Origin of the sequence: Actinocorallia herbida, assembly GCF_003751225.1 — a bacterium.
In the GTDB taxonomy this organism is placed as follows: domain Bacteria; phylum Actinomycetota; class Actinomycetes; order Streptosporangiales; family Streptosporangiaceae; genus Actinocorallia; species Actinocorallia herbida.
Genome location: NZ_RJKE01000001.1, coordinates 4,965,901 through 4,988,385, shown reverse-complemented (window position 1 = coordinate 4,988,385; position 22,485 = coordinate 4,965,901). Strand labels below are relative to the sequence as shown.

The window sequence follows — 22,485 nt, the reverse complement described above, 5'->3', positions numbered from 1 at the left end:
CTTTTCCGTGTTCCGGTGCTCAGGGTGTTCCGGGTTCGGCCGTCCGGGCCCGGTCTCCCGGGCCCGGACGGACGGTCAGCTCGCGGTCCCGTCGAGGAAGGCGAAGAGCTCGTCGTCGCCGGCCCCGCTGAACGGGTCGTCCGGGGAGGCCCCGGTCCGCTCGTCGAGCCGGGAGAGCAGGTCCCGCAGCCGCCGGGCCGCCGCCGCGCGCAGGTCGAGGTCCGCGGGGAGCTCGGCGAACGCGGCCTCCAAGTCGGCGAGCGCGGCCAACGGCGCGGCGCCGCCGGACGCCCCGGCGGCGAGGCCGTCGCGCAGATGGCCCGCCAGCTCGCTGAGCGTCGGGTAGTCGAAGACCAGCGTGGCCGCCAGCTTCAGGCCGGTCGCCCGGGACAGGCGGCCGTGCAGGTCCATCGCGGTCAGCGAATCGAGGCCCAGGTCGAACAGGCCCCGGTCGGGGGACACCGACGCCGGGCCGTCGAGGCCCAGCACCTCGGCGACCTGCCCGCCGATGAGGTCGGCCAGCAGGCCCTCCTGCTCCTCTGCGGTGCGGCCGGTGAGCCGCTCCGGCCAGAGCACCGCGGGCGCCCGGCGGGCGGCGCCGCGCGGCACGAGGTCCCGCAGCACCTCCGGGAGGGCGTCCTCGGCGGTGGCGCGCAGGGCGGCGGTGTCGAGGGCGATGGGCACCGGGACGGGGCGGTCCGCGGCGAGGGCGGCGTCGAAGAGGGCGAGGCCCTGTTCGGGGGTGAGCGGGCTGATGCCGGCGCGGGCGAGCCGGGCGAGGGCCGCGGGGGACAGGGAGCCGCCCATGCCTTCGGTGCTCTCCCACAGGCCCCAGGCGATGGAGGTGGCGGGGAGCCGGTGGGCGCGGCGGTGGTGGGCGAGGGCGTCGAGGTAGGTGTTGGCCGCCGCGTAGTTGGCCTGTCCGGCGTTGCCGAGGGTGCCCGCCGCGGAGGAGAAGAGGACGAAGGCTTCGAGGTCGAGGTGACTCGTCTGCCGGTGGAGGTTCCAGGCCGCGTCGACCTTGGGGCGGAACACGTCCGCGAGGTGCCCGTCGGTTTGCGCGTGCAGCGGCGCGTCGCGGAGCGCCCCGGCGGCGTGGATCACCGCGGTGAGGGGGTGTTCTTCGGGGATGGTGGTGAGGAGGGCGGCGAGTGCTTCGGGGTCGGCGGTGTCGCAGGCGGCGATGGTCACGTGTGCGCCGAGTTCTGTCAGGCGGGTGTGGAGGTCGGATGCGCCGGGGGTGTCGGGGCCGCGGCGTCCGGTGAGCAGGAGGTGGCGGACACTGTGCGCGGTGACGAGGTGTGCGGCGACGAGCGCGCCGAGGGAGCCGAGACCACCGGTGATCAGCACGGTGCCGGGCCGGGACAGCGGGCTCGGCGCGTCCGGCACGGCGGCCAGGGGCGTCAGCCGCGGGACCAGGGCGCGGCCGTCGCGCAGCGCGAGCTGCGGCAGGCCCGAGGCGATCGCCGTGGTGAGCGCGTCCGCCGAGGCGGGGCTCGTGTCGGTGTCGATCAGGACGATCCGGCCGGGGTGCTCGGACTGCGCCGTGCGGACCAGGCCCCAGAGCGCCGCGTGGCCCAGGTGCGGGGCCTCGTCCGGCCCGGCCGCGACGGCTCGGGTGGTGACCACCACGAGCCGGGCGTCGCCGTCGAGGCCGTCGCGCAGCCCGGCCAGCACGGCCGACGCCACCGGCAGGACCGCCTCCGCCGAATCGGCCGAATCCGGGGCGTCCGGGACGGGCACCAGCACGTACGGGGACCGCTGCGGCTCGGCGGCGGGCGGCGCCGCGCTCCAGACCGTCTCGTAGAGGGGATTCCGCCGCTTCCGGGTGAGGGCGCCGGCGGGCAGGGCGCGGATCGCCAGCGATCCGACGGTGAGGACCGGCAGGCCGTCCGGTCCGGTCAGCACGACCCGGTAGGCGTCGTCGCCGGCCGGTTCGAGCACCGCCCGCAGATCCGTCGCGTCCGTCGTGTGCAGGACGACGTTCGACCAGGAGTACGGCAGCAGCAGCCGACCCTCGCCGGCCGCCTCGCGCAGCGCCAGCGGGTGCAGCGCCGCGTCCAGCAGCGCCGGGTGGAGGCCGAATCCGGAGACCGGCGTGTCCTCGCCCAGCCTGACGTCCGCGTGCATCGCCACCCCTTCCTCGCGCAGTGCGGTGAGGTTCTGGAAGGCCGGTCCGTAGTCGTAGCCGCGGCCGGCGAGCGTGTCGTACAGCCCGCTGGTGTCCGTCGGCCGCGCGTCGCGCGGAACCGGCGGCACCACGGCCGGTTCCGGCGCGGTGGCGGTGAGCGTGCCGGAGGCGTGCAGCGTCCAGCCGGCGTCGGCGCCGCTGGGGCGGGAGCGTACGGTGAGCGGCCGGGTCCCGGCCGGGTCCGGAGGCCCGGCCACCAGTTGCAGGTCCAGCGGTTCGTCCGGGACGAGGAACACGGCCTCATGGAGCGTCAGCTTCTCGATGACGGGGCATCCGACGGTCCGTCCGGCGTGCAGGGCCAGGTCGAGCAGGGCCGCGGCGGGCAGCAGCGGCATGCCCTGGACCGCGTGGTCGAGCAGCCAGGGATGCGTGCCGGCGGAGAGCCGTGCGGTGAACGCGACGGCCTCGTCGGGCAGTTCGACGGTCGCGCCGAGCAGCGGGTGCCCGGCGGCGGCCAGGCCGAGGCCGGACGCGGTCGCGGGGGCGGCGTCGCCCGTGGGCCAGTAACGGCGGTGCTGGAACGGATAGGTCGGGAGCGGGACCTCGGGCCGCGCGGCCGGAGCCGTCCAGGGCGCCTCGGTGTGCGCGAGCGCCGTCAGGAACGCCGCGGCGTCGGCCTTGCGGTGGTCGAGGACCGGCTGGACGGCGGTCTCGCCGTCGAGGCTCTGCCGGGCCAGGGTGCTCAGCGTGGCGCGGGGTCCGAGTTCGAGGTAGAGGGTGGGGGTGTGTTCGGTGTCGAGGTGGGTGAGGCCGTCGTGGAAGCGGACGGTGCCGCGGATCTGGGCCGTCCAGTAGGCGGGGTCGGTGAGCTGTTCGTGGGTGGCGGTGCGGCCGGTGAGGTTGGAGACGACGGGTAGGTGGGTGGGGTGGTAGGTGAGGTTCGCGGCGATCTCCTGGAATTCGGCGAGCATGGGTTCCATGAGGGCCGAGTGGAAGGCGTGGCCGACCACCAGGCGCCGGTGCTCGATCCGCCGCCCGTCCAGGACCGCCGCGTACCGGTCGAGCGCGTCGAGCGGGCCGGAGAGGACGGTCGAGCGGGGCGCGTTGACCCCCGCCACCGCGAGATCGTCCGGCAGCGGCGGCAGGTCGGTCTCGCCCGCCTGGACGGTGAGCATGCCGCCTCCGGTGGGCAGGGCGCTCATGAGGCGTCCTCGTGCGGCGATGAGTCGTGCCGCGTCTTTCAGGGTCCAGAGTCCGGCGAGGTGGGCGGCGGTGAGTTCGCCGATGGAGTGGCCGAGTAGGTGGTCGGGGTGTACGCCGTGGTGGGCGAGGAGGTGGAAGAGGGCTGTTTGGAGGGCGAAGAGGGCGGGTTGGGCGTAGGCGGTGTCGTTGATGAGGGGGTCGTCGCCGAAGACGACGTCTTTGAGCGGTCGTTCGAGGTGGGGTGTGAAGGCTTCGCAGGTGGTGTCGAAGGCGTCGGCGAAGGCGGGGTAGGTGGTGTGGAGGTCGCGGCCCATGCCGGGGAACTGGCTGCCCTGACCACTGAACAGGAACACCGTCCCGCCGCCGCGCGCCTCGCCGGTCACCAGCGCCGGGTGGGCGCCGTCCGCCGCGAGCGCGGCCAGCGCGCTCGTCAGGGGCTCCCGCTCGGTCCGGCCGACGACCACCGAGGCGCGGTGCCGGAACAGCGGCCGCGCCGCCAGCGCCGTCGCGAGCTCCGCGGGCGTCAGCGCCGGATGCCCGGCGAGATGCCCGGCGAGCCGGGCGGCCGCCTCGCGCAGCGCCGCGGGCTCCTTCGCCGACAACCGGACCAGGACCGTCTCCGGGCTTTCCGCGACGGGCGCGGCCGGGTCGGTGGGCGGCTCCTCCAGGATCACGTGGGCGTTGGTGCCGCTGATCCCGAACGACGACACCGCCGCGCGGCGCGGCCGTCCCGTCTCCGGCCACGGCACCGCCTCCGCCAGCAGCGCCAGATGCCCGGAGTCCCAGGCGACGTGCGGCGACGGGGCGTCGAGATGCAGCGTCCGAGGCAGGGAGCCGTGCCGCATCGCCTGCACCATCTTGATCATCCCGGCGACGCCGGCCGCGGCCTGGGTGTGGCCGATGTTCGACTTGACCGCGCCGAGGTAGACCGGTCGTTCGGCGGTGTGGTGGCGGCCGTAGGTGTTGAGCAGCGCCTGGGCCTCGATCGGGTCGCCGAGTGTGGTGCCGGTGCCGTGCGCCTCGACCGCGTCGACCTGGTCTGCGGTGAGCCGGGCGTTGGCGAGCGCCTGGGCGATCACCCGCTCCTGCGACGGTCCGTTCGGCGCGGACAGGCCGTTGCTGGCGCCGTCCTGGTTGACGGCCGAGCCGCGGATCACGCCGAGGATCTCGTGGCCGTTGCGGCGCGCGTCGCTGAGCCGCTCCAGCAGCAGCAGACCCGCGCCCTCGCCCCAGCCGGTGCCGTCGGCGGCGGCCGAGAACGGCTTGCAACGGCCGTCGGGGGCCAGACCGCGCTGGCGGCTGAACTCCAGGAACACCGAAGGCGTCGCCATGACCGTCACCCCGCCGGCGAGCGCGAGCTCGCACTCGCCGGACCGCAGCGCCTGCGCCGCCAGATGGGTCGCGACCAGCGACGACGAGCAGGCGGTGTCGATGGTGACGGCCGGTCCTTCGAACCCGAAGGTGTAGGCGACCCGGCCGGAGGCGATGCTGCCGGCGCTGCCGCTGACGAGATAGCCCTCGAGCGAGCCCGACGAGCGCGCGACCCGCTGGCCGTAGTCGTCGTACATGACGCCGGTGAAGACCCCGACGGGCCTGCCCCGGAGCGCCGCCGGGTCGATTCCGGCGCTCTCCAGCGTCTCCCAGGACGTCTCCAGCAGCAGCCGGTGCTGCGGGTCCATGGCGACCGCCTCGCGGGGGCTGATCCCGAAGAACGGGGCGTCGAAGTCGCCCGCGTCGTAGAGGAACCCGCCGTGCCGGACGTAGGACTTGCCGGTCCGCTCGGGGTCGGGGTCGAAGAGGTCGTCGTCCCACCCGCGGTCGGCCGGGAACGGGCCGACGGCGTCGGCGCCGGACGCGACGAGCCGCCACAGGTCCTGCGGCGACCGGACTCCTCCGGGGTAGCGGCAGCCCATGCCGACGATCGCGATCGGCTCGCCGGGATCGGCCGCCCGGGACGGCGCCGCGGCCCGGGATCCGGAGGCGCCCGCCAGCTCCGCGCGCAGGTGCCGCGCGAGCGCTCGCGGAGTCGGGTGGTCGAACACCAGCGTGGTCACCAGGCGCAGCCCCGTCGCCTTGGTGAGAAGGTTGCGCAGCTCGACGGCCGCCAGGGAGTCGAAGCCCAGGTCGCGGAACGGGAGGTCCGGATCGAGGGCGGCGTCCTGGCCGAGGCCGAGGACCGTCCTGACCTGGGCGTGGATCAGCTCGAGGAGGATCTTGCCCTGCTCGGCCTCGGCCCGTCCGGCGAGCCGTTCGGCAAGGCCCCCGCTCTGCGTGCGGGGCTGTGGGGCCTTCCGGGCCGGCGGCGCGGCGATCACCTGCGGTTCGGTCGCGGCGAGGGCGGTGTCGAAGAGGGCGAGGCCCTGCGCGGAGGTGAGCGGGGTGATGCCGCGGCGGGCGAGCCGGGCGAGGTCCGCGGGGGAGAGCGCGCCGCCCATGCCGTCGTGTTCCCATAGGCCCCAGGCGATGCTGGTGGCGGGGAGGCCGTTGTTGTGGCGGTGGTGGGCGAGGGCGTCGAGGTAGGTGTTGGCGGCTGCGTAGTTGGCCTGTCCCGGGTTGCCGAGGGTTCCTGCGGCGGAGGAGAAGAGGATGAAGGCTTCGAGGTCGAGGTGGCTCGTCTGCTGGTGGAGGTTCCAGGCGGCGTCGACCTTGGGGCGGAACACGGTTTCCAGGTGGGCGGGAGTCTGGTTCTCCAGGGGTGCGTCGTGCAGGACGCCCGCGGCGTGGATCACCGTGGTGAGGGGGTGCTCGGCCGGGATGGTGGCGAGGAGTGCGGCGAGTGCTTCGGGGTCGGCGGTGTCGCAGGCGGCGATGGTCACGTGCGCGCCGAGTTCCTCCAGCCGGGTCCGGAGGTCGGCCGCGCCGGGGGCGTCGGGGCCGCGGCGGCCGACGAGCAGGAGGTGGCGGACACTGTGCGTGGTGACGAGGTGTGCGGCGACGAGCGCGCCGAGGGAGCCGAGACCGCCGGTGATCAGCACGGTGCCGGGGGAGCCGAGCCGGCCGGGCTCCGAGGTGATCTCGGCGTGGCTGGGGGCGAGCAGCCGGCCGTCGCGCAGGAGGAGTTCGGGACGGCCGGTGCCGAGCGCGGCCGCCGCGATCTCGGCGGTGACCTCCGCGTCGGCGTCCAGCAGGACGATCCGGCCGGGGTGCTCGGACTGCGCGGTCCGGACGAGTCCGCAGACCGGGGCCTGCCCCAGATCCGGATCGGCGCCGATCGCGGACCGGGTGACGACCAGCAGCGGGGCCTCGTCCTCCTGGCCGAGCCAGGACCGGACCGCGGCCAGGACGTGTTCGGCGGTCGCGCGCGGAGCCAGGCCGGCCGGGGCCTCCAGCACCGATCCCGGCGCCCGGCCGGGGCCGGTGGGGGAGACCGGCTCCCAGACCACCGACCTCAGCGGAAGAGCGCCGCGGTCGGTGAAGGCCCGGCGGAACTCCGCCGCCGAGACCGGGCGGGTCACCAGGGCGCCGACGGTCAGCACCGGCTCCCCGAACGGATCGGCGACCGCCACCTCGACCTTCCCCGGACCGGTCGGCGTGATCCGCACCCGGAGCTCGGCGGCGTCCGACGGCACGGCGCGCACGTCGCGCCACGAGAACGGCAGCGGGGTCTGCCCGTCGGCCATGCCCTGGACCGCGAGCGGGTGCAGCGCGGCGTCCAGCAGCGCCGGATGCAGCCCGTACCCCGCGGTCGCGAGGTCGGGGTCGAGCCGGACCGTGCCGTGGAACGAGGCGCCGTCGCGGCGGAGGTCGCGGAGGTTCTGGAACGCCGGACCGTAGTCGTAGCCGTGCTCGGCCAGCCGCTCGTACAGGTCGGTCAGGTCGACCGGTTCGCCGTGCTCGAGCGGCGGTGCCGAGCCGCCCGCGAGGTCGCGGGAAGGCGCGAGGAGCCCCGCGGCGTGCTCGGTCCACTTCTCCTCGTCGCCCGACCGGGAGTGCAGGGCCAGCGCACGGCGGCCTAGTTCGTCGGGCGGCGCGACGGTGACGTGCACGTCGCGGGGTCGTCCGGCGGCGAGGAACAGCGGGCTCTGCAAGGTGAGCTCCTCGACCATGGCGCAGCCCGTCGCCCGGCCCGCGTGCAGGGCCAGGTCGAGGAAGGCAGTGCCGGGCAGCAGCGGCGTCCCGTGGACGGCGTGGTCGGCCAGCCACGGCTGGGTCTCCAGGGCGATCCGGCCGGTCGCCTGCCAGCGGCCGCCGGGCAGCGCCGTCTCGGTGGAGAGCAGCGGATGCCCGGCCGACCCGAGTCCCAGCCCGCTGACGTCGCCGGACCCGGTCGAGGCGGCCAGCCAGTACCGGGACCGCTGGAACGGGTACGCGGGCGGCGGCACGTCCGGCGCGCGGCCGTCCGCGGGCAGCGCGGCGCGGCCGTGGACGTGCAGCCGGGCCAGGGCCGTCAGGAACGCGGCGGCGTCGGCCTTGCGGTGGTCGAGGACCGGCTGGACGGCGGTCTCGCCGTCGAGGCTCTGGTGGACGAGGGTGCTGAGGGTGGGGCGGGGTCCGAGTTCGAGGTAGAGGGTGGGGGTGTGTTGGGTGTCGAGGTGGGTGAGGCCGTCGTGGAAGCGGACGGTGCCGCGGATCTGGGCCGTCCAGTAGGCGGGGTCGGTGAGCTGTTCGTGGGTGGCGGTGCGGCCGGTGAGGTTGGAGACGACGGGTAGGTGGGTGGGGTGGTAGGTGACGGTGGCGGCGATCTCCTGGAATTCGGTGAGCATGGGTTCCATGAGGGCCGAGTGGAAGGCGTGGCTGACCACCAGGCGGCGCGCCTCGACGCCGTCGCGGGTGAGCCGCGCGGCGACCGCGTCCAGGGCGTCGACCGGGCCGGACAGGACGGTCGAGCGGGGCGAGTTGACGCCGGCGATCTCGACGTCGGCGCCGTCCAGGTACGGGGTCAGTTCCGTCTCGTTCGCCTGGACGGTGAGCATGCCGCCTCCGGTGGGCAGGGTGCTCATGAGGCGTCCTCGTGCGGCGATGAGTCGTGCGGCGTCCTCGAGCGTCCAGAGTCCGGCGAGGTGCGCGGCGGTGAGTTCGCCGATGGAGTGGCCGAGAAGGTGGTCCGGCGTGGCGCCCTGCCCCTCCAGCAGCCGGTAGAGGGCGACCTGCACGGCGAAGAGGGCGGGTTGGGCGTAGGCGGTGTCGTTGATGAGGGGGTCGTCGCCGAAGACGACGTCCTTGAGCGGTCGTTCCAGGTGTGGCGAGAACGCTTCGCAGACGGCGTCGAAGGCGTCCGCGAAGGCCGGGAATGCGGTGTGGAGGTCGCGCCCCATCCCGGGGAACTGGCTGCCCTGCCCGCTGAACAGGTACACCAGACCGCCCGTTCCCGGCGTGCCGGTGACGAGTGCGGGATGGGTCTCGCCGGCCGTGAGAGCGGCCAGTGCCTCGCCCAGCCCGGCCCGGTCGTCCCGCTCGGCGACCACCACGGCGCGGTGGGCGAACGGCCGCCGCCGGACCAGGGCGGCCGCCAGCCCGGCCGGCCCGGATTCCGGCCGGTCGCCCAGATGCGCCGCCAGCCGCGCGGCGGCCTCCCGCAGCGCCTGCGGGCTCCGCGCCGACAGGGGCACCGCGACCGTCGGCGGCTCCGCCGCACCGCCGCCGACCCCCGCCCGCTCGGGGGCCTGCTCCAGGATGAGATGGGCGTTGGTACCGCTGATCCCGAACGACGACACCGCCGCGCGGCGCGGTCGCTCCCGCGCCGGCCACGGCGTCGTCTCGGTGAGCAGCGCGACCCCGCCGGTCTCCCAGGCGACGTGCGGCGACGGCTCGTCCACGTGCAGCGACCGCGGCAGCGCGCCGTGCCGGAGGGCCTGCACCATCTTGATGACGCCCGCGACGCCCGCGGCGGCCTGGCTGTGCCCGATGTTCGACTTGACGGACCCCAGCCAGAGCGGGGAGTCCGCGCCGCGGTCGCGGCCGTAGGTGTTGAGCAGCGCCTGCGCCTCGATCGGGTCGCCCAGCATGGTGCCGGTGCCGTGCGCCTCGACCGCGTCCACCTGGTCCGACGTCAGCCCGGCGGCGCGCAGCGCCTGCTCGATCACCCGCTCCTGGGCCGGGCCGTTCGGCGCGGACAGGCCGTTGCTCGCGCCGTCCTGGTTGATCGCCGAGCCCTTGAGCACCGCGAGCACGGTGTGCCCGCGCCGTTCGGCGTCCGCCAGCCGCTCCAGGACGACGAGCCCGGCCCCTTCGGCGAAGGCGGTCCCGTCGGCGGCCGCGGCGAACGGCTTGCAGCGGCCGTCGGGGGCCAGGCCCCGCTGGCGGCTGAACTCCAGGAACATTCCCGGGGAGCTCATCACCGTCACCCCGCCCGCCAGCGCCATCTCGCACTCGCCGGACCGCAGCGAGCGCGCCGCCAGGTGCAGTGCCACCAGCGACGACGAGCAGGCGGTGTCGACCGTGACGGCGGGACCCTCGAACCCGAAGGTGTAGGAGATCCGGCCCGAGATCGCGCTGGTGATCGAGCCCGTCAGCAGGTAGCCGCCGACGTCGCGCGGGCCGTGGTGCATCCGCGGCCCGTAGTCCTGCGCGATCGCGCCGACGAACACGCCGACGGGACGGCCGCGCAGCTCCGCCGGGTCGATCCCGGCGTTCTCCATCGCCTCCCACGACGCCTCCAGGAGCAGCCTCTGCTGCGGGTCCATGGCGAGCGCCTCGCGCGGGCCGATTCCGAAGAACTCGGCGTCGAACCCGCCCGCGTCGTACAGGAAGCCTCCGTGCCGCACGTACGACGTCCCCGGACGGTCGGGGTCGGGGTCGAACAGGGTGGGGCTCCAGCCGCGGTCCTCGGGGAACGCGCCGATGGCGTCCACCCCGTCCAGGGCGAGGCGCCACAGCGCGTCGGGGGTGTCCGCGCCGCCGGGATAGCGGCAGCTCATCGCGACGATCGCGATGGGATCGTCGTCCGCCGCGACCGTCGCGGGCGTGTCGGGGGTCCCGGCCGGAGCGCCGCCGGTCAGCTCCTCGATCAGGTACCGGGTGAGCTCGTCGATGGTGGGCCGGTCGAACACGACGGTCGTCGGCAGTCGCCTGCCGGTGCGCGCGTTGAGCCGGTTGCGCAGCTCCACCGAGGTGAGGGAGTCGAAGCCGATCTCCCGGAACGCGCGCCCGGTGTCCAGGCCCTCGGGAGAGGGGTGCCCGAGGACGATCCCGACCTGCTCGCGGACCTCGCCGAGCACCCGCGCGTACCGCTCGTCCGCGGGCAGCGCGGCGACCGCCTCGGCCCAGCCGGCCGCGACCGCCGCACCGCCGGTCGCGGTGACGCGCCGGGTCGCGGGCGCCAGCCCGCGCACCAGCGGCGACGGGTGCGCGGCGGCGGTGGCCGGAGGCAGCGGCGTCGCCACCACGTGCGGGCTGCCGAGCTGGAGGGCCGTGTCCAGCAAGGCGAGGGCGTGCGCGTCGGCGAGCGGGGTGAGACCCGCGCGCCGGAGCCGGGCCCGGTCGGCCGAGGTGAGCGCGCCCGTCATGCCGCTGCCGCGCTCCCACAGGCCCCACGACACCGACACGGCGGCCAGGCCGTGCCTGCGGCGGTGCTGGGCGAGCGCGTCCAGGTAGGTGTTCGCGGCGGCGTAGTTGGCCTGTCCGGGGTTGCCCAGCACACCCACCGCGGAGGAGAACAGCACGAACGCGGCGAGGTCGAGGTCCCGGGTCTGCTGGTGGAGGTTCCACGCGGCGTGCACCTTCGGCCGCATCACCGCGTGCAGCGCCTCCTCGGTCAGGCCGCTGACGGGGGCGTCCCGCAGCAGGCCCGCCGCGTGCACCACCGCGGTCAGCGGATGCGCCGCGGGCAGGTCGGACAGGAGCGCGTCGAGCGCGTCGGGGTCGGCGGCGTCGCAGGCCGCGACGGTCACCTGCGCGCCCAGGCCCTCCAGCTCGGCGGAGAGCTCGGCCACGCCGGGGGCGTCCGGGCCGCGCCGGCCGGCGAGCAGCAGCCGCCGGGCGCCGTGGACGGTGACGAGATGCCGGGCGACCAGGCCGCCGAGGGTGCCGGTGCCGCCGGTGATGAGCACGGTGCCGTCCGGGTCGAGGGCGCGCGGCGGGACCAGCACGACCTTGCCGACGTTCGCGCCCTCCTGGAGGTGGCGGAGCGCGGCCCGCGCCTCCGTCAGGTCCCAGGACCGGGTCGGCAGCGGCTTCAGCGTGCCCGAGGCGAACAGGGCCGCCAGGTCGCCGAGCATCGCGCGGATCCGCTCGGGGTCCACCGCGAGGAGGTCGAAGGCGGTGTAGGTGACGCCCGGGTGGTCGGCGGCGACGCGTTCGGGGTCCCGGATGTCGGTCTTGCCGATCTCGATGAACGCGCCGCCGCGGGGAAGGAGGCGCAGCGAGGCGTCGACGAAGTCGCGGGCCAGGGAGTTGAGCACGATGTCGACGCCCTGGCCGCCCGTCCGTTCGCGGAACGCGGGCTCGAACGCCAGGCTCCGGGAGTCCGATCGGTGCGCCGCGTCGAGGCCGAGCGCGTCGAGGGCGTCCCGTTTGCCCGCGCTGGCGGTGCCGAACACCTTCGCGCCGAAGTGCCGGGCGAGCTGGACGGCTGCCATGCCGACCCCGCCCGCCGCCGCGTGCACGAGCACCCGCTGCCCGGCTCGGATGCCGGCCAGATCGACCAGGCCGTGGTAGGCGGTGAGGAACACGATGGGGACCGAGGCGCCCTGCTCGAAGGTCCAGTCCTCCGGCAGGCGCGCCAGATGCCGGGCGTCGGCGACGGCGGCCGGTGCGAAGGCCCGGGGGAACAGCCCGAAGACGCGGTCGCCGGGCGCCAGCCCGGTCACCTCGGCCCCGGTCTCCAGGACGATCCCCGCGCCTTCCAGGCCGAGGCCGGTCTCGCCCTCCCGCATGGCGAGCGTCACGAACACGTCGCGGAAGTTCACGCCCGCCGCCCGCACCGCGACCCGCACCTCGCCGGGGCCGAGCGGGGCGCTCCCGGCGTCGGACGGAACGACGACGAGATCGTCGAAGGTGCCGGTGCGGCCGGAGATGTCCAACCGCCACGCCGCCGGAGAGGCCGGCCGGACCCGTCCCGTGCCCGGTTTGGCGAGCCGCGGCGCGAAGACGGTGCCGTCGCGCAGCGCGAGCTGGTCCTCCCCGAGCGCGTGGGCGGCGGCGACGGCCGCCGTGATCTCCTCGGGCGCGTCGCCGACGACGTCCAGCAGGTGGAAGTGGCCGGGGTTCTCGTTCTGCGCGGAGCGGACCAGCCCCCAGACCGCGCTGTGCGGCAGGTGGACCGGGTGGTCGTCGCCGGGCAGGGTGTGCGCGCGGGCGGTGCAGAGCGTGAGGGTGCCGCCGTGCAGCGCCGGGGCCGCCAGCCACTCCTGGAGGAGGGCCAGCGCGGTCGCGGTGGCGGTGGCGACCGAGTCGGCGCAGTCGCAGTCGTCCAGCTCACGGCCGCAGGTCGCGGCGATCAGCGCGGGCGGCACCACGAGGTCGGCGGGCGCCTCGACCGCGCCGCTCTCGACGGCCGTGGCGAGCTCGGCGAGCGAACCGCTGAGGAACACCGGGGCGGGACGGTCGGCGGCCGCGTGCTCGGCAGGCAGCCAGCGCACCTCGAACAGGTCGTCTCCCGCGGAGACGGCGCCGGAGGCAGGATCGGCGGTCGCCTCCCGCAGGGTCAGCTCGTCGACGGTCAGCACCGGCCGCCCCGACGGGTCCGCGGCGTGCAGGGCGACCGTGCCGGGCCGCAGCGGCGTCAGCGTGACGTACAGGGACTCGGCGCCGGTCGCCCACAGCCGGACCCCGGACCAGGAGAACGGCAGGCTGACCGGGCCGTTCTCGGCGAGGACCGTCGCCCGCAGCAGCGCGTGCAGCGACGCGTCCAGCAGCGCGGGATGCAGCCCGTGGCCGCCCAGGGGCGTGTCCGGCGGCGACTGGACGAGGGCGTGGAGTTCCGGGCCTCGGGTGCGGAGCTCGCGCAGGTTCTGGAAGGCGGGACCGTAGCCGTAGCCGTGCTCGGCCAGCGCCGGGTAGAGGCCGGAGAGGTCGGCGGGAGCCGTGTCGCGCGGCGGCCAGGAGACCTCGGCCGGCTCCGCCTCCGGCGCGGCGGGCGCGAGGATCCCGGAGGCGTGCTCGGTCCAGCCGCCTCCGGCCCTCGGGCGGGAGTGGACGGTGATCCCTCGGCGGTCCCGCTCGTCCGGGGCGGTGACCGACACGTGCAGGTCGCGCGGCTCGTCGGCGGTCAGCGGCAGCGGCGCCTGGAGCGTCAGCTCAGCCACGACCGGACAGCCGGTCGCCTCGCCCGCGTGCAGCGCGAGGTCGAGGAACGCGGTGCCGGGCAGCAGCGCGGTGCCGTGCACGGCGTGGTCGGGCGCCCACGCGGGCGAGGCGGCGGACAGCAGCCCGGTCGCCTGCCAGCGGCCGTCGGGCAGCGTGCCCGTCGTCGCGAGCAGCGGGTGGTCGGACGGGTCGAGGCCGGTCCCGGCGGCGTTGCGGCCCCCCGCCGGATCGAGCCAGTACCGCGTCTCCCGGAACGGGTAGGTCGGCAGCGGGACGTCCGGGTGCCGCCGCTCCGCGGCCCGGCCCGGCGCGGCGGAGTGCAGGCGGTGGCCGGTGAGCGAGGTGAGGAACCTGCGGTGGCCGCCGTCGTCGCGGCGGAGCGTCGGATGCGCCGAGACCGGGGCGTCGGCCGTTTCCCGGATCGCCGGGACGAGCACGGGGTGCGGGCTGGTCTCGATGAACGCCGCGTGGTCGGCGGCGAGGGACGTCAGGGTCGGGAGGAACAGGACGGGGTTGGCGAGGTTGTCGTACCAGTAGGAGGCGTCGAGGGTCGTGGTGTCCTCGATGAGCTCGCCGGTGAGGGTGGAGTGGAAGGGGATGGTGGCCTGCTGTGGGGTGAGTCCTGCGAGTTCGGTGTGGAGGGTGTCGCGGAGTGTGTGCATGTGGGGGGTGTGCGAGGCGTAGTCGACCGGGATCATGCGGGCGTTGGTCTTCTCCGCCGTGCAGTGGGCGAGCAGTGCCGCGGCGGCGGCGGTCGCGCCCGCGACCACGGTGAGGTCGGGTCCGTTGAGTGCGGCGAGGTGGAGTTCGCCGGTGAGGCCGAGGTCGTCGATGAGGGCTTCGGCGGCGTCGGCGTTGAGGGGCAGGGAGATCATGCGGCCGGTGTCGGCGAGGTCGAGGAGTGCTCGGGCCCGGGTGGTGACGGTGCGGGCGGCGTCGTCGAGGGTGAGGGCTCCGGCGATGTGCGCTGCGGCGATCTCGCCTTGGCTGTGTCCGATGACGGCGTCGGGCTGGACGCCGTGGTGCTGCCAGAGCCGGGCGAGGGCGACCATCATGGCGAACAGCGCGGGCTGGACGACGTCGGTTCTGGTCGGCAGTTCGGGGAGGGCGAGGACGTCGTGGAGGTCCCAGCCGGTGTGGGGCTGGAGTGCCTGGGCGCAGTCGTCGAGGGCCGCGGCGAACGCGGGGGATTCGTCGCGGAGCCGGAGGCCCATTCCGGCCCATTGGGAGCCCTGGCCGGGGAACACGAACACCGTGCCGCCCCCGCTGGGCAGGGCGTCCGGGCCGAGGACGAGCGCCGGGTGCGGGCGGCCCGCGGCGAGCGCGGCGAGTGCCTCGGCGGCCTCCGCGCGGTCGTCGTGCCCGGTGACGACCGCGGCCCTGCGGGCCAGGTGGGCCCGCCCGGCGAGCGGCCCGGCCAGATCGGCGGGGACGAGCCCGGGATGCTCGGCGAGATGATCGGCCAGCAGCCCCGCGGCCGCCCGGAGCGCCGCCGGGTCCTTCGCCGAAACCGGGAGCGCGACCTCCGGCGGCGTCGCGGCGTCGCCGGAGGCCGCCTCCTGCTCGGGGGCCTGCTCCAGGATGAGATGGGCGTTGGTGCCGCTGATCCCGAAGGAGGAGACCGCCGCGCGGCGCGGCCGCCCGGTCTCCGGCCACGCCCGCTCCTCGGCGAGCAGGGCGACGCCGCCGCCGTCCCACTCGACGTGCGGCGTGGGCGCGTCCAGGTGCAGGGTCCTGGGGAGGGCGCCGTGCCGCATCGCCTGGACCATCTTGATGACGCCCGCGACCCCCGCGGCGGCCTGGGTGTGCCCGATGTTCGACTTGATCGAGCCCAGCAGGGCGGGCCGATCCGCGGCGCGGTCCCGGCCGTAGGTCGCCAGCAGCGCCTGCGCCTCGATCGGGTCGCCGAGGGTCGTGCCGGTGCCGTGCGCCTCGATCGCGTCGACCTCCGCCGCGCGCAGCCCCGCCCCGGCCAGCGCCTGCTCGATCACCCTGCGCTGCGCCGGCCCGTTCGGCGCGGACAGGCCGTTGCTGGCGCCGTCCTGGTTGATCGCGGAGCCCTTCACGACCGCCAGGATCTGATGGCCGAGACGCTCGGCGTCCGACAGGCGCTCGAGGAGCACCAGCCCGACCCCCTCCGCCCAGCCCGTGCCGTCGGCGGCCGCCGCGAACGGCTTGCAGCGGCCGTCGGGGGCGAGGCCGTTCTGCCGGCTGAACTCCAGGAACATGCCCGGTGAGCTCATGACCGTCACGCCGCCGGCCAGCGCCATCGTGCAGTCGCCGGCCAGCAGCGCGCGGGCGGCGAGATGCAGGGAGACCAGTGAGGACGAGCAAGCCGTGTCGATCGTGACGGCCGGACCCTCGAAGCCGAAGGCGTAGGCGATCCGGCCGGAGGCGACGCTGACGGTGCTCCCGGTCAGCCGGAACCCGTCGTAGCCCTCCACGGGCTCGCGCAGTTCGGGGCCGTAGCCGTGCGCGGTCGCGCCGACGAAGACGCCGACGGGGCTGCGGGCCAGGCCCGTAGGGTCGATCCCGGCGTGCTCGAAGGTCTCCCAGGCGGTCTCCAGCAGGAGCCGCTGCTGCGGGTCCATCGCGGTGGCCTCGCGCGGGCTCAGCCCGAAGAACGCCGCGTCGAAGGCGTCGGCGTCGTGCAGGAACCCGCCGTGCCGGGTCGCGGAGCCGCCAGGCGCGGTGCCGTCGCCGAGCAGCGCCCGCAGGTCCCAGCCGCGGTTCCCGGGGAACTCGGTGATCGCGTCCCGGCCGTCGCGGACCAGGCGCCACAGGTCGTCGGCCGAGCGCACGCCGCCGGGATAGCGGCAGCCGATGCCGACGATCGCGATCGGCTCGTCGTTCCGTTCGGGCGCCGCCGGACGGTCGCCGTCGCCGGGCGGGGCCAGGAGTTCCTCGTGGAGGTGCGCGACGAGCCCGTGCGGCGTGGGCCAGTCGAAGATCATGGTGGTGGGGAGCCGGAGGCCGCTCATCGCCTGGAGCCTGTTGCGCAGCTCGACGCCGGTGGCGGAGTCGAAGCCGAGCTCCTTGAAGGTGCGCAGCGGGTCGAGCGTGTCGTCCGGGCCGTAGCCGAGGGCGGCCTCGACACAGACCCGGACCAGGTCGGTGAGCCTGCGCCGGGCCTCGGTGCCGCCGAGCGCGGCGAGCGTGCCGCGCGCGTACGGGCCGTCCTCGTCCGGCGCCCGCTCCTCTTCGGCGGCCTCGGGGATCCCGGCCGGCGCGGGTGCGGTCTGCCGGCGCTCCGCCGTGTCGGGCCACACCCGCTTGCGCTGGAAGGCGTAGGTGGGCAGGTCGGCGGAGCCGGTGCCGAGCAGGGTCCGCCAGCCGACCTCGGCCCCGCGCACGTGCAGGCCCGCGAGCGCGGCGACGAGCGCGTGCTCCTCGGCGCCGTCGCGGAGCGTGGGCAGGAACGCCGACTCGCCGTCGTCGAGGTTCTCCTCGGCGAGGACGGTCAGCACCCGGCCGGGACCGAGCTCGACGAACGTCCGGACGCCCGCCTCGCGCAGCCCGGACACGCAGTCGGCGAACCGGACCGGCTCGCGGATCTGCCGCACCCAGTACTCGGGATCGCGCAGTTCGGCGTCGGCGGGCCGTCCGGTCAGCATGGACACGACGGGCAGCCGCGCGGGACGGAACTCCACCTCCGCGGCGACCTCGGCGAACCGGTCGAGCATCGGCTCCATCAACGCGGAGTGGAAGGCGTGGCCGACCCGCAGCCGCCGCGTCCGGTGCCCGCGCTCCTCCAGCGCCGCGGCGACCCGGAGGGTCTCGGCCTCCGGCCCCGACAGCACCACCGAGGCAGGCCCGTTGACCGCCGCGAGCCCGACCGGGCCGACCGCCAGGTCGCCGACCTCCGCCGCGGAGGCCCGCACCGCGACCATGGCGCCGCCCGCCGGTAGCTCCTGCATGAGCGCGCCGCGCGCGGTCACCAGCCGTGCCGCGTCCGCCAGCGACAGCACCCCCGCGGCGTGCGCCGCGGCGAACTCCCCGATCGAGTGGCCCGCGACGTGGTCCGGCCGCACCCCGTAGGACTCCAGCAGCCGGTACAGCGCGACCTCCACCGCGAACAGCGCGGGCTGGGTGTACTGCGTCCGGTCCAGCAGCGCGGCGTCGGCGCCGCCGGGCTCGGCCCACATGACCTCGCGCAGGCTCCGCGGCAGATGCCGGTCGGTCTCGGCCCAGACGGCGTCGAGCGCCGAGGCGAACACGGGAAAGGCCGCGGCCAGCTGCCGGCCCATGCCCGCGCGCTGCGCGCCCTGCCCGGTGAACAGGAACGCCGTCCCGCCGCCGGTGATCCGTCCCGACACGACCTCCTCGGCGGCCGTGCCGGGCGCGGCCAGCGAGCGCAGCCCGGCGATGAGGGTCTCGCGGTCGGCGCCGAGGACCGCGGCGCGGTGCTCGAACGCGGTGCGGGTGGTGGCGAGGGCCGCGGCGATCACGGCGGGGGACGCGGTCGGCCGGTCCGCCAGGAAGTCGGCGAGCACGGCGGCCTGCGCGCGGACGGCCTTCGCGGTGCGGCCCGACACCAGCCACGGGACGGTCGCCGGTCCGGTCGGCTCCGCGGCGGGCGGCGGGCCCTCGGGGGCGGCGGCCAGGACGAGGTGGCAGTTGGTGCCGCCCATGCCGAAGGAGGACACCCCGGCGAGCGCGGTGTGCCGGGGGCCGGGCCAGGGGGTCAGCTCGGTCTGGACGGACAGGCGCAGCTCGTCGAGCGGGATCGCGGGGTTCGGGGTGGTGTGGCCGAGGCTCGCGGGGATCTCGTGGTGGCGCAGGCCGAGCGCGGTCTTGACCAGGCCGGCGATGCCCGCCGCGCCCTCCAGGTGGCCGATGTTCGTCTTGGCCGAGCCGACGATCAGGCTCGCGTCCCGGCCGGGGCCGAGGACGGAGCCGAGCGCGGCCGCCTCGACCGGGTCGCCGACCCTGGTGCCGGTGCCGTGCAGTTCCACGTACTGGACGTCGGCGGGGGAGATCCCCGCGTTCCGGTAGGCGTCGCGCAGTACCGCCGCCTGCCCCTGCGTGCTCGGCGTGGTCAGCCCGTCGGTGGCGCCGTCGTTGTTGACCGCGCCGCCCAGGATCGTGCAGTAGATCCGGTCGCCGTCCGCGACGGCCCGCGCCAGTGGCTTCAGGACGACCAGCGCGCCGCCCTCGCCCCGGACGTAGCCGTTGGCGTCCGCGTCGAACGTGCGGCACTGCCCGTCGGGGGACAGGGCGCCGAACCGGAGTGCGCCCAGTGTGCCCTCGCCGAGGATGTTCAGGTTGACGCCGCCCGCGAGCGCGAGCTCCGACTCGCCGCGCCACAGGCTCTCGCAGGCGAGCTGGACGGCGACCAGCGACGAGCTCTGGCCGGTGTCCACGGTCAGGCTGGGCCCGTGCAGGCCGAGCACGTACGACAGCCGGTTGGCGATGATGCCGCGGTTCGTGCCCGTCAGGGTGTGCGGTGTCGGCCCGCCCAGGCCGCGCAGCAGCGCGGCGTAGTCGTCCCAGATGGCGCCGACGTAGACGCCCGTGCGCGAACCCCGCAGGTCTCCCGGGAGCGTCCGGGCGTTCTCCAGCGCCTCCCAGCCGAGCTCCAGCACCAGTCGCTGCTGCGGGTCCATGACCGAGGCCTCACGCGGCGAGATCCCGAAGAAGTCCCGGTCCATGCCGTCGATCCCGTCGAGGAACCCGCCGCGCCGCATCGGCAGCTCGACGTCCTCCCAGCGCCCCTCCGGCGCCTGGCCGATCGCGCTGCGGCCGTCGCGCAGAAGCCGCCAGAACCGTTCGGGGCCGTCACCTCCGGGAAACCGGCAGGAAATTCCGACAATGGCGATGGGCTCATTCATCGTTGATCCCTCGAGTTAAGGCGTCTTAATAATTCAGTGCCCTTTTCGATACCAGATCCGTCGGGCACCGGCAAGATCGGTTTAGGTCGCTGAAAGGGTCCGTTTAGTGGGCTGATGTTCGATGGTCCGACAAGAATCCACGCCGTACGCCGCGCGTATGGACGAAAGAAAGGCCGTTCTTTATGGACCACGACAGGCTCTTGACGCCCAAAGAGGTCTTCCTGCTCAAACAGGAGCGCATTTCCCGGCTCGACGCCGACGGCCAGGCCGACCTGTTCGCCGAGGACGGGGTGCTGGAGGTCCCGTTCTCGGCGGACGGCATGCCGCGGCGGTTCGAGGGCAGGGAGACCATCCGCCTGATCATCTCGGCCGCCCTGGAGCACGCGACCCGGGGCACCCGCCGCCTGCTCGACCACCTCGAGGAGACCGTCTACGAGACCGACGACCCCGAGGTCGTCGTCGCGGAGTTCATCTCCCGCACCGAGGACATCGGCACCGGCGAGCGGTTCCAGGCGCCCTACATCCAGGTCCTCCGCGTCCGCGATGGCCGGATCGTCCTGTTCCGCGACTACTGCACGATCGAGGCCATCACCCATCTGTGGGGCGAGCACGGCGGTCAATCCTTCAGCCGGCTCGGCCGGACCTCCCCCGGGGCCGGCTGAGCCCCGGGGCCGGTCGCGGTGGCTACAGGGCCGCTTCGAGCAGGTAGATCTTCGGCGTGATGGCGAAGGACGCCTGGATCTGGAACTGGCTGACCACCTCATGCTGCTGTAGCACCCGCAGCCCGGCCGCCTCGATCTCCGCACGGAGCGGGGCGGCCGGGAGCACGTGGGACAGCGCCGTGAAGATCTTGGTGTCGATGATGTCGCCGTCCTCGACCCGGTGGGCCAGGAAGTTGCTGGACCGCAGCATCTCGACCGGGTCCACGTAGTCGAGCAGGGTCAGCAGCATCGGGATGTCGGCGTCGGCGCCGGTCGCGACGATCGCCTGGGTCTCGAACGACTCCGCGCGCTCCTCGATGCCGGGGAACTCGATGAGGGTCATCAGGAAGCGCCCGTCGGCGCTGAGGTGGCGGCGCACGGAGTCGAACAGCGACGCGCGCTGGTCGCTCTCCAGGTAGCTGATCGCGTTGGCGCCGAGCGTGATGAAGTCGAAGGTGCGATCGAGGGAGAACGAGGTCATGTCGCCCTCGATGGTGGAGACGCGGCCGGTGTAGTCGGCGCCGTCCTCCTTCTCCTCCTCGAGCCGCGCCGCGAACAGGCCGAGCATGTACGGCGACATGTCGAGGCCGACCGCGTCGAACCCCTCCTCCAGGAACGGGAAGGTGAGCCTTCCCGAGCCGCACGCGAGTTCGAGCAGGGTGCCCTTGCGGCCTTCGGCGACGGCCAGCATCGCCTCGGCGTCGGCCTCGTCGTAGCGGGTGAGGAAATGGTAGACGGGCGAGCCCTCGGGGCCGTACAGGCTGTGGATGCTGGAGTCGCCGCCGAGCAGACGGGCGACGTGCGCGGCGGTTCCGAGAACGCGGAGGCCGTCGGACATGTGGGTACCCCTTTTCGAGAGGACGGGAGGGCCGTGACAATTCCAGAATTGCCACGGCCATTCTCGCCGAGCCCCGTAAAATCCCCCTCAACCGGCGCTTAAGCCGTCTCAGCCGAACCACTCGCGGAGCGCGTGGAGAAGTCCGGCGTCGCCGTCCGGACCGCGGTCGGCCCAGGCGACGAAGCCGTCGGGGCGGACCAGCACGGCGCGGGCGTCGAGCGCGGCGACCGGCTCGACCGTCACCACCTCGACCAGGTCGGCGACGCCGGCCGGAAGGTCGGGCAGGGCCCCTGGCTTGCCCGTGAGGTCGAGCAGGAGCCCGCGGCCGCCCGCCAGGGGCTCGTAGGTCGTGAGCGAGGCGCCGTCGGGGCGCGTCACGGGCACCTCGGGGAAACGGGTTCCGATCAGCTCGTGCCGCTCGCCGGGCACGTCCGGGTAGTCGAAGACGTAGGACACCTCGGTGACGTACTGGACGAGGTACCGCTGCACCTCCCGCATCTCGACGAGCCCGGCCAGGACCTCCCGCAGTGGCCCGAGCCGCTCCAGCGGGTGCTGGATCGCGATCTGCGCCGCGGCCCGCACGCACGCCCGCCGCCCCACCGGGTGGCGTTCGGCGTGGTAGCTGTCGAGCAGCCCTTTCGGCGCCCGTCCTTGGACCTCGGCGGCGAGTTTCCAGCCCAGGTTGACGGCGTCGTGGACGGTGGTGACCATGCCGTTGCCGGAGGACGGCGGGTGGGAGTGGGCGGCGTCGCCGACGAGCAGCACGCGGCCGTCCCGGTAGGCGCGCGCGAGCCGGGTGGGGTGGCCGTTCCGCTCCATCCAGGTCGGCTCCGCGATGTCGGGGGCGTGGCCGACGAGCCTGCGGACGCTGTCCAGGACCTCCTCACGGGTCACCGGGACGTCCGCAGGGACGGCGCGTCCCTCCCACTCGACCGTCATGATCCGGATGCGGCCCGGCTGGAGCGGCAGGATGCCGAGCTGCCCGCCCGGGTACAGGCCGTTGACGAACTGGTCGCGGTTGCCGGCGAAGTCGCCGACGTCGGCCGTCACCCCGTAGTAGGCCGGGGCGAAGTCCTCGTAGGAGAACCCGCAGAGGCGGGCGACCGTGCTGTGCACCCCGTCCGCGCCTACGAGGAAGGCGCCGCGTACGGTCCGTTCGCCCTCCGCCGACACCGCGGTCACGGTGACGCCGTCGACGTCCTGGGCGACCCCGGTCACCTCCTGCCCGTGCAGCACCTCGACGCCGAGCTCCAGCGCCCGCTCCTCCAGCAGTTCCTCGGTGCGGACCTGCGGGATGAGCCAGTCGTACTCGGTCTCGCCGAGCTCGTCGTCGAACTCGATGTACAGCAGCCCGAAATGGGTCCGGTTCCAGCGCGGGGTGGCCGCGTCGCCGAACCGCTCCGCGATGCCCCGCTGCCGCAGCGTCTCCACGCAGCGGGCGTGCAGCAGGGCCCCGCCCGATTCGTGGGAGCGTCCCGTCCGCCGGTCCAGCACGGTGGTGCGGACCCCGGCGAGGGCCAGCTCGCACGCGAGCATGAGCCCGCCGGGACCGGCTCCGACGATCACGACATGGTCGTTCATGGTTGTTCTCCCTTG

4 protein-coding genes are annotated in these 22,485 nt (G+C 74.9%); 1 reads left to right on the top strand and 3 read right to left on the bottom strand.

Annotated features, from left to right (window positions below):
• Nucleotides 1-75: 75 nt before the first annotated feature.
• The gene (locus EDD29_RS22815; protein WP_123666371.1) at nucleotides 76-19,350 is read right to left on the bottom strand and encodes a type I polyketide synthase; all 19,275 of its coding nucleotides are present in this window, start codon (nucleotides 19,348-19,350) and stop codon (nucleotides 76-78) included.
• Nucleotides 19,351-19,532: 182 nt separating this feature from the next.
• On the opposite strand from EDD29_RS22815, the gene EDD29_RS22810 reads away from it, so the two are divergent.
• Nucleotides 19,533-20,012 (top strand): nuclear transport factor 2 family protein, encoded by a 480-nt coding sequence (locus tag EDD29_RS22810; protein ID WP_123666370.1) that lies wholly within the window; start codon nucleotides 19,533-19,535, stop codon nucleotides 20,010-20,012.
• Between the two features lie 22 nt (nucleotides 20,013-20,034).
• Here EDD29_RS22810 and mpaM read toward each other — a convergent pair whose 3' ends face one another.
• Together mpaM and EDD29_RS22800 are read right to left on the bottom strand one after the other, a co-directional pair.
• The gene (gene mpaM, locus EDD29_RS22805; protein WP_123666369.1) at nucleotides 20,035-20,889 is read right to left on the bottom strand and encodes a daptide-type RiPP biosynthesis methyltransferase; all 855 of its coding nucleotides are present in this window, start codon (nucleotides 20,887-20,889) and stop codon (nucleotides 20,035-20,037) included.
• Between the two features lie 108 nt (nucleotides 20,890-20,997).
• The gene (locus EDD29_RS22800; protein ID WP_123666368.1) at nucleotides 20,998-22,470 is read right to left on the bottom strand and encodes an FAD-dependent monooxygenase; all 1,473 of its coding nucleotides are present in this window, start codon (nucleotides 22,468-22,470) and stop codon (nucleotides 20,998-21,000) included.
• Nucleotides 22,471-22,485 lie beyond the last annotated feature (15 nt).

Bases quoted from the DNA above. Each gene is read 5' to 3' on its own strand.
- EDD29_RS22815 (WP_123666371.1), bottom strand. From the start codon at position 19,350: ATGAATGAGCCCATCGCCATTGTCGGAATTTCCTGCCGGTTTCCCGGA.
- EDD29_RS22800 (WP_123666368.1), bottom strand. From the start codon at position 22,470: ATGAACGACCATGTCGTGATCGTCGGAGCCGGTCCCGGCGGGCTCATG.
- EDD29_RS22810 (WP_123666370.1), top strand. From the start codon at position 19,533: ATGGACCACGACAGGCTCTTGACGCCCAAAGAGGTCTTCCTGCTCAAA.
- mpaM (WP_123666369.1), bottom strand. From the start codon at position 20,889: ATGTCCGACGGCCTCCGCGTTCTCGGAACCGCCGCGCACGTCGCCCGT.